The organism is Acinetobacter sp. CIP A162 (assembly GCF_000367905.1).
GTDB classification, from domain to species: domain Bacteria; phylum Pseudomonadota; class Gammaproteobacteria; order Pseudomonadales; family Moraxellaceae; genus Acinetobacter; species Acinetobacter lwoffii.
In genome coordinates this window covers 816,093-831,845 of record NZ_KB849159.1, presented here as the reverse complement: position 1 = coordinate 831,845, position 15,753 = coordinate 816,093, and the positions used below count along the sequence as shown (strand labels likewise).

Annotated in this window: 17 protein-coding genes; 9 read left to right on the top strand and 8 right to left on the bottom strand. The window is 42.4% G+C overall.

The annotated features are described in order from the left end of the window. Positions 1-17 precede the first annotated feature (17 nt). The 3 genes from F995_RS10355 to F995_RS10345 form a co-directional block, all read right to left on the bottom strand. Positions 18-1,157, bottom strand: coding sequence for a phospholipase A (locus F995_RS10355; RefSeq protein WP_004646777.1), 1,140 nt, complete (start codon positions 1,155-1,157; stop codon positions 18-20). A gap of 21 nt (positions 1,158-1,178) precedes the next feature. Further along, on the bottom strand, positions 1,179-4,118 hold the full coding sequence (locus F995_RS10350; RefSeq protein ID WP_004646776.1) for an insulinase family protein: 2,940 nt from the start codon (positions 4,116-4,118) through the stop codon (positions 1,179-1,181). Positions 4,119-4,283: 165 nt separating this feature from the next. Beyond that, a complete protein-coding gene (locus tag F995_RS10345) occupies positions 4,284-4,736 on the bottom strand; it encodes a GNAT family N-acetyltransferase (RefSeq protein ID WP_004646775.1) in 453 nt (150 codons plus the stop codon). Between the two features lie 276 nt (positions 4,737-5,012). Here F995_RS10345 and F995_RS10340 point away from each other — a divergent pair, with 276 nt between their 5' ends. Genes F995_RS10340 through F995_RS10330 form a run of 3 tightly spaced genes read left to right on the top strand, consistent with a single transcriptional unit; the run spans position 5,013 to position 6,974 of the window. After that, a complete protein-coding gene (locus F995_RS10340) occupies positions 5,013-6,017 on the top strand; it encodes an adenosine kinase (RefSeq protein ID WP_004646774.1) in 1,005 nt (334 codons plus the stop codon). 14 nt (positions 6,018-6,031) lie between these two features. Further along, complete coding sequence (locus tag F995_RS10335) at positions 6,032-6,340, top strand: Rieske (2Fe-2S) protein (protein ID WP_004279797.1); 309 nt, start codon at positions 6,032-6,034, stop codon at positions 6,338-6,340. A 19-nt stretch (positions 6,341-6,359) separates the two neighbouring features. Next, on the top strand, positions 6,360-6,974 hold the full coding sequence (locus tag F995_RS10330) for an OB-fold-containig protein (RefSeq protein ID WP_004279798.1): 615 nt from the start codon (positions 6,360-6,362) through the stop codon (positions 6,972-6,974). 65 nt (positions 6,975-7,039) lie between these two features. Here the strand turns inward: F995_RS10330 and F995_RS10325 are convergent, their stop codons facing one another. Both F995_RS10325 and F995_RS10320 read right to left on the bottom strand, forming a co-directional pair. Next, positions 7,040-7,711, bottom strand: coding sequence for a YidB family protein (locus tag F995_RS10325; protein ID WP_004646772.1), 672 nt, complete (start codon positions 7,709-7,711; stop codon positions 7,040-7,042). A 105-nt stretch (positions 7,712-7,816) separates the two neighbouring features. After that, a complete protein-coding gene (locus F995_RS10320; protein WP_004646771.1) occupies positions 7,817-8,287 on the bottom strand; it encodes a DUF6231 family protein in 471 nt (156 codons plus the stop codon). Positions 8,288-8,321: 34 nt separating this feature from the next. Between F995_RS10320 and F995_RS10315 the strand changes: the two genes are divergently transcribed. Beyond that, positions 8,322-9,191 carry a DUF2797 domain-containing protein gene (locus tag F995_RS10315; RefSeq protein ID WP_004646770.1) on the top strand — a complete coding sequence of 290 codons (870 nt, stop codon included), beginning with the start codon at positions 8,322-8,324 and terminating at the stop codon, positions 9,189-9,191. Between the two features lie 61 nt (positions 9,192-9,252). On the opposite strand, the gene F995_RS10310 is transcribed toward F995_RS10315, so the two are convergent. The 3 genes from F995_RS10310 to F995_RS10300 form a co-directional block, all read right to left on the bottom strand. Next, a complete protein-coding gene (locus tag F995_RS10310; protein WP_004646769.1) occupies positions 9,253-11,118 on the bottom strand; it encodes a SurA N-terminal domain-containing protein in 1,866 nt (621 codons plus the stop codon). Between the two features lie 130 nt (positions 11,119-11,248). Next, complete coding sequence (locus F995_RS10305; protein ID WP_004279807.1) at positions 11,249-11,521, bottom strand: HU family DNA-binding protein; 273 nt, start codon at positions 11,519-11,521, stop codon at positions 11,249-11,251. 162 nt (positions 11,522-11,683) lie between these two features. Next, the gene (locus F995_RS10300) at positions 11,684-12,157 is read right to left on the bottom strand and encodes a phasin family protein (protein WP_004646766.1); all 474 of its coding nucleotides are present in this window, start codon (positions 12,155-12,157) and stop codon (positions 11,684-11,686) included. Between the two features lie 203 nt (positions 12,158-12,360). Between F995_RS10300 and F995_RS10295 the strand changes: the two genes are divergently transcribed. The 5 genes from F995_RS10295 to iscA all read left to right on the top strand — a co-directional run bounded on the left by F995_RS10295 (position 12,361) and on the right by iscA (position 15,662). Then, the gene (locus F995_RS10295) at positions 12,361-13,011 is read left to right on the top strand and encodes a hypothetical protein (protein WP_004646765.1); all 651 of its coding nucleotides are present in this window, start codon (positions 12,361-12,363) and stop codon (positions 13,009-13,011) included. A gap of 112 nt (positions 13,012-13,123) precedes the next feature. Beyond that, positions 13,124-13,597, top strand: coding sequence for an Rrf2 family transcriptional regulator (locus F995_RS10290; protein ID WP_004279811.1), 474 nt, complete (start codon positions 13,124-13,126; stop codon positions 13,595-13,597). A 1-nt stretch (position 13,598) separates the two neighbouring features. Then, positions 13,599-14,816 carry an IscS subfamily cysteine desulfurase gene (locus F995_RS10285; RefSeq protein WP_004279813.1) on the top strand — a complete coding sequence of 406 codons (1,218 nt, stop codon included), beginning with the start codon at positions 13,599-13,601 and terminating at the stop codon, positions 14,814-14,816. Positions 14,817-14,920: 104 nt separating this feature from the next. Next, positions 14,921-15,307, top strand: coding sequence for a Fe-S cluster assembly scaffold IscU (iscU, locus tag F995_RS10280; RefSeq protein WP_004279815.1), 387 nt, complete (start codon positions 14,921-14,923; stop codon positions 15,305-15,307). A gap of 34 nt (positions 15,308-15,341) precedes the next feature. Continuing rightward, complete coding sequence (iscA, locus tag F995_RS10275) at positions 15,342-15,662, top strand: iron-sulfur cluster assembly protein IscA (RefSeq protein WP_004279817.1); 321 nt, start codon at positions 15,342-15,344, stop codon at positions 15,660-15,662. Positions 15,663-15,753 lie beyond the last annotated feature (91 nt).

Here is a 15,753-nt window from a genome sequence, read left to right as displayed (position 1 = left end):
TGTTTAAAGTTGGAATCCTAGAACCAGTTCATCAAGGAAACACCTAAACCGACATACGTGGCACGATGGTTATAATCAATCAGGCTTTCTCCGTAACCATCAAAAAGCTGGAATTGGCCACGCAAACGCCCACTGATCGGGAATGACCAGTCGAACTGTACCGCTCCACGGTTTTCATCTCCACCTTTTAAGGTATGTCGTAGCATCAATGAAAAATCATGCTCCTTATAACGATAAAATGCGGTCATGTCTCCACGGCCAATATAGTTCTTGATCTCTGGATTGTTATCGTCTTCTCGCTTCTCTTCAAAGCGATACCAAGGACGAACCATCAAGGCAAAATTGTCTTTTTCAAAACCAAGATTCAGCATCACCCGATTCCAGCTACGTGATAACGGATCAGAACGACCATTGGACTGATGATTGATGGTCAATCCCAACATACGCCAATTCAGACCCAAAAGATCATAATTGGTACGGAAAATCAAACTGGCTTCGGGTTCATAGTTGGTCTCACGAAACGGACGTGATTCTTCCGAGTTATACACCTGCCAACGCGAAGACTGAGTATAACCAAGCCAGAGATCGCCATTATCTCCCAAGATATTTTCAACCGCCTTGGTCTTTAAAGACAGTTGAAACTTAGCTTCAGTTGAGGTGAGATTCTGTTTCTCTGTCTCTATATTGTTGGGATTTTCACTCTCGGGTAATTCATTCTTGTTTGATGTCCAGAAACCTGGCATCAAATACACCGGCTGATAAGAACGAATGTTCCAGGTGCCTAATTTACTTTCCGGAGAGAGTTCCCAGCGGCTATCCAGCAAAGACAGATTCGGCGTCAGCTTTGATCCTTCAGAAGCGTAAATATTGGAAACAGTCTGACCAATTTTCGCTTTTAAATTGTCGGGTTCAGGCGCAATTTCTGCTGCTGCACGACGTTCAGAAACGATTGCAGGCTTATCAGTAACCGGAATTTTAAATAAAGTATCATAACAGGCCAGACGCTCTGCACTAATTTCCAGTGCAGCACAGGCTTCAGCCGTTGCCGGCGTGGGACTGTTGACTACTGTTTCTTCCGCATTCACTTGCGTCCCAACTGCACAGCCCAGCAACACGCTCAGCTGTAGAGTTGAGCGCTTAAACGAATTAAGCGCCATCCCTTATCCTCTTTTTTTTATTTATAGAACTTGTTGAATTACAAAACCAAGCTGCTCCAGCATTTCACGTTTTGCCACTGGTGCCACAACGGCTTTCGTCGCCTGCTGCTCGACCAGATAGGTCTGTGCAACACGCTGCAAATCATCCAGTGTGACATTCAATAAACGTTCACGTAATTTTTTACGGAACGCTGGCGTACGTTGATGCAAGTAGGAATAACATGCAGTAATGGCTTCGCCTGCCGGTGAGCCTGGTTTATCCATACTGGCAATCAGCCCCAGAATGGCTTCTTCCAGTTGATGCGGCTGTTGTGGTGCATTGAGTAACCACTGAATACTCGCATCAAAATCCTGGAAGGTTTCTGCCAGACGTGGGTCACGGTAGCTGTAGAAACGGAACGAACAGGCATTGCCGTCATAGCTCGCACCACCACCATAGGCACCGCCTTTTTCACGAATGGCGCTGTGCAGGAAGCCATTACGCAAATAACCCGCTAGTACCATCAAGGCAGCAGCATCAGGGTGTGAGACTTCAACTGCCGGATAAGCAGCCGCACAGAATTGGACATTGGCTTGAATCAACCAGGCTTCGTGCTGATCATGGGTTACTTTTTCGACTTGAGTCAATGCAACCGGTGCTGGATCAACAGCAAGTTTGTCCCAGACATTCTGAATTTCTTCGATCAGATGCTCAGACTGCGGCTCTTCACAGACTAACAGGAATTGCTTTGGTGCTTGCAACAAGACCCGATGAATCCGTTTTAATTCATCAATCAGCAGATCATATTCAGCCGGATCTTTTTCGATCTTAGACACCAGCTCGATCAGCCAGTTCAATGCACCCAAACCGGTATTGTGATAATCACGCAAAGCCAATGCACTATGCTGACGTGAAGCCGTTTGCATTGCATAGCTATGTCCAGAACCAGAAATACGTGACTGCCAGCGCGTTTTACGCTGTTGTAACAGTTCAACAATACGGTCTTTCTCATCAAAACGAAGCTGTTCAAAACCGATCTTTAACAGACGAATTGCATCCAGATGATTCACCAAAGATTTGGTGGTCAACGTCAACCAGGCAGTAATTTTGTTTTTGTCATCGACTTTAGAACGCAAAGATGCGCCCATGCCCAGACCGCCACTTACCGCTGTTTGCAGTTGCTGGAACTCAAGATAATCATACTCACCCGCACCAACTTCACCCATCAGGATCGACAGCAGGTTAAAGTAAGGCGACTGCACCACTTCATCCGGAATATTGACCAGAACCTGTTGATAATAAATCCCATTGGTGCCGGCATGATACAGGTTCAACGGCGTATCAACACGGTTACAGATAATCTCACGCAACTGGCCTTGAACAATTTGCAATTCCGCAGGGACATCTTCCAGACCGACTTTCGGCAATAAGTTCAAGTCATCCGGCGTGTCCTGACGAACATTCAATGCTTCAGTCTGGGCAATAATTTCAGCTTTTTGTTCTTCAGTCAGATTCTTTCCAATTTCGGCTAGACGCGCTTTTTCATCAGCCGCTTCTTTGGCAGATTTGGTCGCATCGGGAACCAGTGTCAGTTGGACACGATGTGGGTTATCCAGCAGATGCTCTTTGATCAGATTGGAAAGCCACATCGGATCTTGCAGCTCTTCCTTAACTGCGGCAATCGCAGAATCCACATCCCAAACTTCAACCGGATCACGGTGATGAATCGCGCTGCCCAGACCGCTCAGAATCAGGCTCAAACCATACGGCGTACCATCACCATTGATTTCACGCTGATGCAATTCAATTTGATGCAGGATCGCATCGACCATGTTCTGATCAACCGGTTTAGAGGCAACATCTTCTAGAACCTTAAACACACCATTTTTAAATTCTTCTGCATGTTCAGGATTTGAACCCTGCACCGCACAGTAGAAAGTCATTTCAAAATTAGAATCATCCACGCCCATGAATGGACCTGTTGCATCTGCATAACCACACGTTTCCAGATAATGACGCAGTGGTGATGCTGAATCTTCAAGCAGAATCCCTTCAACTAAACGCATGCCCAAACGCAGTTTAATGTCACTAGCTTCCGGCAATAACCATGACAGCACATGATAGGTCTTGTCCTGTAGATCTTCGGCATCGACCGCATAGCTGTCGGTAACCGTCAATGGTGCAGTCAAACGGGTTTCAGGTGTTGGATACAGCGTCTGACCTTTTTCAAATTTGGATAATGCCAGATGTTCAAACTGCTCTTGCAATTCAAATGCTGTTTTATTGCCAAAGGTCATGAAGACTGCATTACTTGGATGGTAATGTGACTTATAGAAATCTACTAACTCTTGGTAAGTCAGGTCAGGAATATCTTTAGGATCACCACCAGAATTATAATGATAGGTGGTATGCGGATATAAATGATGCGCCAGCGTGTGATACAGCTGGTCTGAAGGCGAACTCATCGCACCTTTCATTTCATTAAAAACTACGCCTTTATAGACAGGCTCGCCATTTTCCAGCTCAATGCGAATGCCTTCCTGGGCAAAATCCAATGGATTCAGGTTCGCAGCAAATGCTGCATCCATATACACTTCGAGCAGGTTCTGGAAATCTTTACTATTTTGGGTCGCAAATGGATACGCAGTCCAGTCAGCCGCAGTAAAGGCATTCATGAAAGTATTCAATGAACGGCGAATCATCAGGAAGAATGGATCACGCACCGGGAATTTTTCTGAACCACACAGCGCAGTATGTTCCAGAATATGGGCTTCGCCTTTAGAATCCATCGGCTGGGTACGAAACGCCACCAGAAAGACATTTTCGTCGTGATTGGTCGCCAGATGATAATGCGTGGCGCCAGTCACTTTATGTTTATATTCAGACACGAAAATGTCTAAAGCTTCAACATGTTGTTGACGTACCAACTGAAACGCAGGATGTACAGTTTGAGAAATGGTTTCAGTGACATCTACAGTCATGCGATCTCCTAATGCTTTAATTAAAATAACTAAGCGCATTATAGCTTTAGTTGTTTGAATTATTCACGTTGAAAACCGAGGATTTTGATCGAATTAAGTAAACTTGATCATTTGAAAATTAAATCATCAAATTTACTTCCTGCATCTAGATGAGTATTTACAAGCTTAAGAAATCAGATATTTAAAATAGTTATAGCTTGGATTATTTTCTACAAATACATAATTCTGCTTTTGATAAAAACTGGCGGCCAGTCGGGTATCTGTTTGTAAGCATAAAGCCGAATAATGCGGACGTGCCAATTGCTCTAGGTAAGCCAAAAGCTGTTTGCCTACGCCATGCTGACGATATTTCGGATGCACATAAAAACGGCGTACACGACCAATGCGGTCTTCAATGCCGTTATCTCCCCATTGCTGGTTTAAGCCACCACAGCCAACCAGTTTCTTGCCATCATGCGCCACCACCAAATATTCATTGGCGTGGCTAAAGCAGTTTTTCCCGGTGCGATATTCTTCTATTAACTTATCTACCAAATTATAGCCTTCTTTACGTGCCAGAGTTGCCAGTGTTTCGATCTGATCCGGGAGTTGTTCGGCTGTTACAATTTTAATATTCATATACGCACACTATTTGAAATTGTTGTGAAGAATCACTGTTGCCAAGCGACTTAAAGTATCATGCCAGGAGCGATATCTCTTTATAAATAAAATGTGATCCTTAAATCAATGCTGCAGCACACCAGTGCACAAAAATAAGTCAGTTTTTAGACCAAAGATAGCTGCTGAACAAAATACAGCATTTTTGAAAAATATTTGAAAATGATTCAGCAAACTACAGCAATCCCAAGCAATCGTGTAAACTTAGGACTTTCATTTTTAATGTGATATTTGAACATGGCAACTGTTGATCTTTTTGCGATTGGTAATGCGCTGATTGACCAAGAATTTAAAGTTTCTGATGACTTTTTAACTGCACATCACTTGCAAAAAGGCACCATGCAACTTGCAGATGGTGAGACTCAGGCCACTCTTTATCAAAATCTTCAAGCGACTCAAGTGTATAAGGGTCAGGCTTCAGGCGGTTCAGCAGCCAACACTACCGTGGCATTTTCTGCGCTCGGTGGTTCTGCATTTTATGGCTGTCGTGTCGGAAATGACGAACTGGGGCACATCTACCTGAAGGGTTTGAATGATGCAGGTATTAAGACCACCACCCAATCGATCAGTGAAGGCGTAACAGGGACATGTATGGTTCTGGTCAGCCCTGATTCTGAACGTACCATGCATACCTATCTGGGTATTACGGCCGAACTGACTGATCAACAAATTGATTTCAGCGCACTAAATAGCGCGAAATGGCTATATCTCGAAGGTTATTTATCAACTTCTGACACAGCACGTCATGCGGTACAACAAGCACGTGATATTGCCCGTGCCAATGGCGTTAAAATTGCCCTAACTTTATCTGATCCTGCCATGGTGCAATACGCGCGTGCCGGTTTGGATGAAATGATTGCAGATGGTGTAGACTTGCTGTTATGTAACCAGCAAGAAGCGCTGATGTATACAGAAACAGATAATCTTGAGGCAGCCCTGCTTAAATTAAAAACAATCAGTCAGCACGTTGTCATTACATTGTCAGCTGAAGGCGCACTGATTTCGGATTATCAAAATACATTTACTGTTCCTGGCCGTAAAGTGCCTGCAGTAGATGCCAACGGTGCCGGTGATGCTTTTGCCGGGGCTTTCCTGTACGGATTGAATGCTAATTTGGGTCTTCAAGCTGCGGCTGAACTGGCGATTCTCATTTCGAGCCAGGTGGTTTCACAATTTGGTCCACGCCTGGCAGTTGAAGACTATGCGGCATTATTACAAGACTTTCAAAAGGAATGTGCTTAATGTTTAAAATTTGCATGACCGAAGACGTTCCAGAACGCGAAGCACGCTCTTTTGAGCTTCCCGATGGAGATAATATCTTTATCACACAGCGTGACGGTGCCTTCTATGCCTATCAAAACCTGTGTCCGCATTTGCAGGTCGAACTGGAATTTCTGGAAAACCAGTTTCTGGATCGCGATCAGGAATTTATTGAATGCTCCACGCATGGCGCCTTGTTTCTGGTAGAAAGCGGTGAATGCATTTCTGGGCCTTGCCAAGGTCAAGCACTTGAAAAAGTAGAGATTACCGTGCATTCTGATGGTGGAATTTACCTCTCAGAATAAGACTAAAACGGACTTCACCATGCCTGCATTTTTTCTAGACTATAACCTGATGCCTTTTCATCTGAGTTTATTGGCGATTATTCTGTTCGGTGTGGTGAAAACCATTGGTTTCTATTTTGGACTCAGACCCAGCAAGTTTCTGCAAAAAATTTCACCTTATGACTTTCAGCAGATGGATCTACTAAACGTCAAATTCTCCAAAACCTTGATTGTGTTTTTCTTCCTGATGAATTTTAGTTTTGCCGGCTATGTTTTACAGTTCCTGATCTATTCTCAGGAATTTAAATTTCTGCCTGCTTATTACCTGATTATTCCGGCTTTAATCATTGCGACTTTTTTTACTATTTTTATGATTCACTGTCTGGATCAGGTCATTCCACCTAAATATAAAAAGAACAATGTCAATTTACTTGGCCGTTTGGCGACAATTTCCAGTGGCAATGCCCGACCCGGTTTTTCTGCTCAAGCGCGGGTGCGAGATGAGTATGGGCAACTGCATTATGTACAGGTAGAACCTGAGTTTGGTGAACTCGGTTTTCAGTCGCAGATTATCCTGATTCGCATGAGAAAATCTCATTATGTTGCCAAGAAAATTTGTAAATCTAATCAGCTGTTCAGCATGAATCTAGATTAAATTCTAAATCATTTGATAGTTATTAAAAAATCCCGACAGATATCGGGATTTTTTAATGTCTATATTTATTTTTTAAGAAGTCCTGAAACCATATTCAATACATTTTGAATATCATTATTGGCTTCCTGCTTGCTGGTTTGCTCACCTTGTGGAGTAAGCGAATCAATAATCTGCGGCAAGACCTGTGAAATCGCACTATACACATCCTGCTTCGGTGCATGGGTTTGTTGTGCAACTGCTTCAACTTCCTGATCATCAAACAGGTTTTGCACCTGCTGCGGATCGACATTGGCATTTTCACCGGGGCCGGTCGACACCCAATCATCGACCTGGCTATTGAGCCCCTGTCCTTTTAGCTTGTCTAATGCACCCTGTAAACCGCCCTGTTTTTGAATCCAGGCCAGCACTAAAGGCAGTACTGCAATCAATAAGGTTTTACCAGTAGAACCACCCAATCCTGAACGAGGCTGAGCAGTACCTTGAGTACCACTACCACCGAACTGACTTATTACTGAACCTAAAATTGCCCCCAGACCATTTTGTCGAGTCTGCTGGCCGGTTTGATTTTGCTGGTTTTGAGTATTTTGATTTTGCTGAGAATTTGACTGGTTTAAATGCCCTAGCACAGACCCCAGGATATCTGCCAAGCCACCTTGTTGTGAGGACTTTTGCTGCGACTGCCCACCACCCAATGCCTGCTTTGCTAATATTTCCACAATACTACTCAGGTTTGTCATGTCCTATATCCTATGTGCATCTTAATTACAGAATACGGCCTGCCCTCATATTGTCTAGGCAAGATTGTGTTAATATTTGCAATCTTGGTTAAGCAGGTTTTCGGTTTACCAGCGAAATTTATCCCAGTTTTCCGGCTTAGCCCAAAATTTGGAGTTAAACCAGTCTGGCACGTGCTTATAGGTTAAAATATTAAACTGCCACAGCGCAAAATCGGCCTCATGTGTGGTCTTGTCAATCAGCTGGGTAAATCCTAAAGCTCTCAATAACTTTTCATTTTGCAGCCGGCTGATCACCACTAGCCGTTTGGCAAACAAATCACGTAATTTCACCAGAATTTGACTCATGATCTGTTCAGACAAATGTTCTGTTTCTGCAGTATCCAGCATCACCACAGCCAAGTCATAACGTTGCTGAAAAGGCAGATTTAAAAAGTCAGATACGCTAAAATAGGACCATTGAATAGCTGGCTGAAACTGGACTTGGCTCAAGTCCTGCCCAATACAAATAGCAGTATGAATTGGCTGTTCCTGTGCGAAATCGTCTAGCATTGAAGTAATGACATTCTGCTCAGCCATAACTGCATCCTTATGATTTAAGTGAGTAATTTTTATGGAACTTCAGGGCATTTGTCATAAAATGCACGTCGGCCTCAAGGACCTTAGTGTAACTGATCAACAGATACAGCGGGCAAATGTTGAATATAAATTAATTTTAGATCGTGCAGAAATTGATCTTCCGTTTAATTTAGGCCAAGAAATCGAGATTGAATGGACCGGTAATATTTACTGCGTGTCTTGTGGCAACAAAACTTCCAAATCATTTTCGCAAGGTCACTGTTTTAAATGTTTTAAAACCAATGCTTCATGTGATATGTGCATCATGAAGCCAGAGACGTGCCATTATCATTTGGGCACTTGCCGCGAAGATGAATTTGCACAGAATGTCTGCTTCCAACCACATATTGTCTATCTGGCCAATTCCAGTGCATTAAAGGTCGGCATTACCCGTACCAGCCAAATGCCGACTCGCTGGCTTGATCAGGGTGCCTCCCAAGCCCTGCCGATTATGAAAGTGGGCTCACGTCGTCTTTCCGGAAAGCTTGAGGTCATGTTTGGTACGCAGGTTGCTGATAAAACTGACTGGCGCAAGCTACTGAAAGGTGAAGCAGAACCATTGAACCTGATTGAAGTGCGTGAACAACTGCTGGAAGAATTTGCGCCTAAAATTCAAAGCATTCGCGAAGAATTTAATCAGAATCTAGAATTTAATGAAAATATTGAAGTATTGGAAGATGAATTCGCACGAGAGTTTATTTATCCGGTAGAACAATATCCGGAAAAGATTAAATCGCATAATCTGGATAAAACTCCTGTGATTCGTGGCAAATTACAAGGCATCAAGGGCCAGTATTTAATTCTGGATACTGGCGTGATTAATATGCGCAAATATACCGGTTATCAACTGATTATTCGTGCTTAAACCATTATTTGCCTAGAAAACAAAAAACCAGCCCGCAGGCTGGTTTTTTTATACAACAATTTTATTTGATTTTTGCCTGAGATTTCAGGTAACGCGTATAGTCATCAAATTCCTGCTGACCACGAAGTTGCTGATATAACTTCACCAACTCACTACGCTGTTCTGCACTTAATACATCCACCGGATTTTTCTTCACTTCTGATACCGCAACCACAACCAGTTCATTCGGCATTTTCGCTGTGGTCACTGACCAATGGCCTGCTTTTGGTGTCGGCAGACTAAAGGCCGCACGCTGTACATCACGTTTTAGTAAACCTTCAGCACGTGTGTAAACGCCAGCATCTTCAAAGATCAAATCACCTTTCGCCACTGCTGCAGCCGGTTTGGTTTTGAACTCATCCAAAGCTTTCTGAATTTTTGCTTTTGCCAAAGCAGCTGCCTTGTCTTCAATCAACTGAGCCTTAACACGGGGTTTTGCTTCTGCCAATGTTTGTTCGCCGGCTGCATGATAATTACGCACCTTTATCCAGGCTACATCACCATTGGCTAACTGAATGCTTGATGAAGCATTACGATCACCATTTTTAACATCGTCATTAAACAATTTGACTTTGAGGTTAGCATCGCTCAGCACAGGATCACGGGTCGAAAGTGTTACACCTTGGGCTTTCTGGACTTGTACACCTTTAACTTCCTGTGTAACGACATCCAGAGAATCACTTCCTACCACCATATCATTTAGCGTATTGACCGTATCAGAGAATGCATTGGATTTTTTAGCAGCCAAGGCTTCTTCAGACAAACGTGCTTTTTGTGATTCAAAAGAAGGAACTGCAACATCTGGCGTTTGCACAGAAATGATGTGGTAACCATAATCTGTTTTCACTGGTGCAGACACCTGACCCGATTTTAAAGAACTAACCGTCTGATCAAATGCAGTACCAAATACACCTTCTTCATAAACGGCAAGCGCGCCACCTTTAGACTTAGATTCAGGGTCTTCAGAATATTGTGCTGCTGCCTGAGCAAAAGTAGTACCGGCTTTAATTTTGGCTGCAATATCGGTCGCCAGTTTTTTTGCTTCAGCATCACTACGACTGTCCGCCGTAATTAAAATATGCTTCACATCTGGTTTAACTGTCTGTTTTTGTGTTGCAACAAAGGCGGTATAGGCTTCCTGAAGCTCAGCCTCTGTAACCGCTAAACTCTCCACCTGAATATCGCTTGGCTTTAACACCACATAGTCGACATCTACACTGGTCGGCTGTTTAAATAGCGTTTTGTGTTTTTCATAATAAGCAGCAATATCTGCATCCGTCACTTTGACATCTTTTTTATAGCTGTCCAGATTAATGCTGGAAATATGAATATGACGTTGTTCAGTTTGTAAATCGGCAATCTGCTGCATTTCGACTGGGCTTACCAGTGGATAATCCAGGAAAGTCGATGACAGCATCTTCAGCGCATGATCTTTACGTAAACTTTCAATCAAAGCGCGATTGGTCATGCCAATTGATTTTAGATAATTTTCATATAAAGCATTCGAGAACTTGCCATCTTGCTGGAAAGTAGGCTGCTGAGCAATCATCTGTTCAATTTGCTGGTCACTCAGACTGATCCCTAATTCTTCAGCCTGTTGCAGCAATAAAGTACGTGCAACCAGAGTATCCATGGCTTTCTGGTCAATGAAGCTTTGATTCAGTAAAGTTTCATCCCCATTGGCATAACTGAGATATTGTTCTTTAAATGATTTGGTCAGTGACTCTAATTCTTTTTGAGATATTTCAGTCCCGTTCACTGATTTTGCCGCATCAGAGTTTCCGCTGCTAAAATATCCTTCAATACCTACAAGTGCTAACGGGGTCAAAAACAGAACGAGCAAGACTTTGCCCAACCAACCCTTAATAACTTTACGAAAAGCTTCCATAAGTATTCCAATATTTTATTTGCAAAGGATTTTAACCGAAAATACCCATTGAATGAATGTGTTAATCATCACAATTAAATTTATCAATAAAAAACGCGCCAAAGAAGGCGCGTTTCGTCGCTGGGTAAGCTTAAGCTACAGCGTCTTTTAAGCCTTTACCTGCTTTGAAGCTAGGTACTTTGCTTGCTTTGATCTCAAGAGTAGCACCAGTTTGTGGGTTACGGCCAGTACGTGCAGCGCGTTCTTTCACACCGAAAGTACCAAAACCCACTAAAGTTACTGTATCACCCGATTTTAAAGCTTCAGTAACAGAAGCAATTGTAGCATCTAAAGCTTTACCTGCGTCAGCCTTAGATAATCCCCCTTTTTCTGCAATTGCATCAATTAATTCTGATTTATTCATGAAGATTACGTCCTCTTAATATCGTTTATTTAAGGTTCAAGAATTGGTTTAACATGCCATAACGCCTTTATAGCAATGCTTTAGGTATAAACGCAATACTTAAGAACCTCTTTTTTTTCAAAAAATATGCGAAAAAAACATTGAATAATAAATAAAGTCATTTTATTTAAGTTTTTTCGGCAATTCTTCTTTCATTTTTTCTTGTTCCGCAGTCAACTGATCAACCTTGGCATGCAACTGGAGAATTAAACGTTCCAAATACTGTACATCCTTCAGTGTGACTAATCCTATACGATTCAATGAGTGATGAACAGAGTTGTCGATTAATTTTTCCACTTTGTCTTTGGTGTCTGTGACCGACTCTTTGGCTTTTTCTGAAACCTTCTCTACAGTTTGATCGGCAATATCTGCAGTTTTAGATTCAAGTTCTTCCCCGACCTTGACCAGCGAGTCAAACAGTTTATTGCCTTCCTCTTCTGCACGTGAAAATGCCCCAAGTCCAGCCAACCAGATCTGTTTGGTGTATTTACGAAAATCAAGAACCGATTTGCGCTCCGAGGCAGATTTAGACTTGGGTTTCAGCATTTTCTCATTCGAAGCTTCAGCTGAGTCTTGTGCTGTTTTTGACTTGTCCATGTGCACGGCTCCTGTTTGTTTTCTGCGCAATTATTATAAATTATTCTACAAAACCACTGCATAATAGCAAATTTAGTACTTGATAGATTTGATAAACTGTTCTACAAAGCAATTTATTTCAAGTCTAATTTGATTTAACCCTGAAATCTCTTCACAAGCAGGAAGCTTTTTCACTTTATATTTCAGGTAAGGATTGGTTGTATATGAGCGAATCGCAACAAAGTCAAAATCAACCGCATTTGTTGCTTACGATGACGTTAATTGTTTTAGAGACAATATTTACTTTCATTCTCAAGCATGATCGTGTCGTTGCATTACAGGCCAAAAAGTTTGTAGATAAAAACATCTCGATTAAAATCAATAGCTATATTCCATATTTCGACTTTTATGTGCAATTCACCCCCAATGGACTATTATTTGACCACAAAGCACCGGGCCGCATTGTCGACCTGGATGTGCGCACTACACTTCCCGATCTGATTAAAATTTTCATTTTTGGCAATCGTCGTAGCATTCGCAGCATGCGCATTGATGGCAATCAGGTTTTAAAAGATGAGTTTCGTGATCTGTTAACCGTATTCAGCTTGCCAAAAGTACTAGCCGACTGGAAACACTGGCTGTCTGATGCGCCGACGGATGAAGCGGAAATTATTGCTTCTAAAAAGCGTATTGCACCGCTTTTAAAGAAAATTGAAGAACAGCGCTCCAAGATCAATACCCTGCAAGTGGAAGTCAAACAGTATAAAAACCGCCTGAAACGGATCGAACGCCGTCAAAAGCGTATTAATATCATTTTTGGCCTGAGCAGCGTACTTTTGATTATGTTATTAGTGTATAATTGGCTGAGCATGTAAATCTTTCATTCTCCAAAAATTAAATCCCACTAAGGTCTACTAAAAATAACTTGACTAATTTAGTCGGGATTCATAAAATCTACACATCTAGTCTAACCATGTGTATCGAATCATGCGCCTAACCACTCGCGGTCGCTACGCTGTGACTGCTCTACTTGATCTAGCTTTGCAGCCTTCTGAAAAAACGATAACGCTCGCTGAAATTGCAGCACGTCAAACTATTTCTGTTGCTTATCTTGAGCAGTTATTTGCGAAGCTCAAGCGTCATGGTTTAGTTTCTAGTGTTCGTGGCGCAAATGGTGGTTACCATTTAGCACGTAATGCAGATGAAATTACTGTGTTAGCAATTATTGAAGCTGTAAACGAAACAGTTGATGCGACTCGCTGTGACCATAAAGGCAATTGCCAGAATGGCGCGATGTGCTTGACTCATGATTTATGGCAGGAACTCTCCCATCACATCGCCGATTATTTAGAAAAAATCTCGCTTGCTGATCTGGTTGCACGTGACAACGTCCAGACTGTGTCATTACGCCAAAAATCAGCACCTTTAGATTCAGCCCTTTTATCGGTTACAGGTATTTGACATGAAACGTCCGATTTATCTTGATTATGCAGCTACAACTCCTGTAGATCCTCAGGTTGCTGAACGTATGATGGAATGCTTAACATTCGATGGTACCTTTGGTAATGCGGCATCTCGTTCACACGCGTATGGTTGGCAAGCAGAAGAAAAAGTTGAATATGCACGTGAACAAGTTGCGAATTTAATTAAAGCTGATCCACGTGAAATCGTATGGACTTCAGGTGCAACCGAGTCAGACAACCTTGCGCTTAAAGGTGTGGCTCATTTCTATGCATCTAAAGGTAAACATATCGTTACCTCTAAAATCGAACATAAGGCAGTTTTAGATACCTGTCGTGAGCTTGAGTCTGAAGGTTTTGAAATTACCTATATTGAGCCTCAACCTCAAACCGGTTTAATTACGCCTGAAATGGTACAGGCAGCGATCCGTCCAGACACAATTCTTGTTTCCCTGATGATGGTAAACAATGAAATCGGTACTGTGACTGATGTTGCAGCGATTGGTGAAATCACTCGCGCCAACAAGATTTTCTTCCATGTCGATGCAGCTCAGGCAGCGGGTAAAGTTGAAATTGATCTTTCAACTTTAAAAGTAGATTTGATGAGCTTCTCTGCGCATAAGATCTATGGCCCTAAAGGTATTGGCGCACTGTTTGTACGTCGTAGCCCGCGTGTACGCCTTAAAGCTGAAATGCATGGTGGCGGCCATGAACGTGGTATGCGTTCAGGTACCCTTGCGACTCACCAGATTGTAGGTATGGGTGAAGCGTTTGAACTTGCAGGCAAAAACTTGGAAGCTGAACAGACTCGTTTACGTGTACTTCGCGACAAGCTGTGGAATGGTTTACAAGGTCTTGAACAAGTGTTCCTGAACGGCCATCCAACACAAAACGTAGCGAACTACCTGAATATTAGCTTCAACTTCGTTGAAGGCGAATCATTGATGATGGCATTGAAAGATGCTGCGGTATCTTCAGGTTCGGCATGTACATCTGCAACACTTGAACCATCTTATGTACTTCGTGCATTGGGTCTTTCAGACGAACTTGCACACAGTTCGATCCGCTTCAGCTTCGGTAAATACACCACTGAAGAAGATATCGATCACGTATTGACTATCACTAAAGCTGCTGTTGAGAAGTTACGTGAACTTTCTCCGCTTTGGGATATGTATAAGGAAGGTATTGACCTTTCTAAAGTTGAGTGGGCTGAGCACTAATTTTCATTCTGAGATAGTGACAAATCCGTTGCTATCTCATTGAGAAAAGTTTTTTTACCCCCATATTTAATACTGAGGCTGACCCCGAGGTTTGGAGAAGCAACATGGCTTATAGCGAAAAAGTAATTGATCATTACGAAAACCCTCGTAATGTTGGCGTTTTAGATAAAAATGCTGAAAACGTTGGTACTGGTATGGTTGGTGCGCCAGCATGTGGTGACGTGATGCGTTTACAGATTCAGGTAAACGATGAAGGCGTGATTGAAGAAGCACGTTTCAAAACTTATGGTTGTGGTTCTGCCATTGCATCAAGTTCACTTGTGACCGAATGGCTCAAAGGTAAAACTTTGGATCAAGCTCAAGCGATCAAGAACATTGATATTGCAACTGAACTTGCACTTCCACCAGTAAAAGTACACTGCTCTGTTCTTGCTGAAGATGCAATCAAAGCAGCTGTAGAAGACTACCGTAGCAAGAAAGTTAAAGCTTAATTGTTCCACGTTTTGAAATTTTAACGGAGTTTTCATGATCCATTTAACTGAAAATGCTGCAACTCATATCAGCAATTATTTAAAAAATCGCGGTAAGGGTGAAGGCATTCGCGTTGGTGTGAAAACTTCAGGCTGTTCTGGTCTGGCCTATGTGCTCGAGTTCGTCGATGAAGTCGATACACATGACCAAGCCTTTGAGCAGTTTGGGGTTAAAGTATTCGTTGACCCGAAAAGCCTGGTTTATCTTGAAGGTATGGAGATGGACTATGTTAAAAACGGCTTGAACGAAGGCTTCGAATTTAACAACCCCAACAAAAAAGGCGAATGCGGTTGTGGTGAATCCTTCACTGTATAAACCCGGCAGTTATTCTCTTTTTGACATTAAAACAGTGTGTTTCACACTGTTTTAATTGCATTTATACAGTTACTTTTGCACATTAATCGCG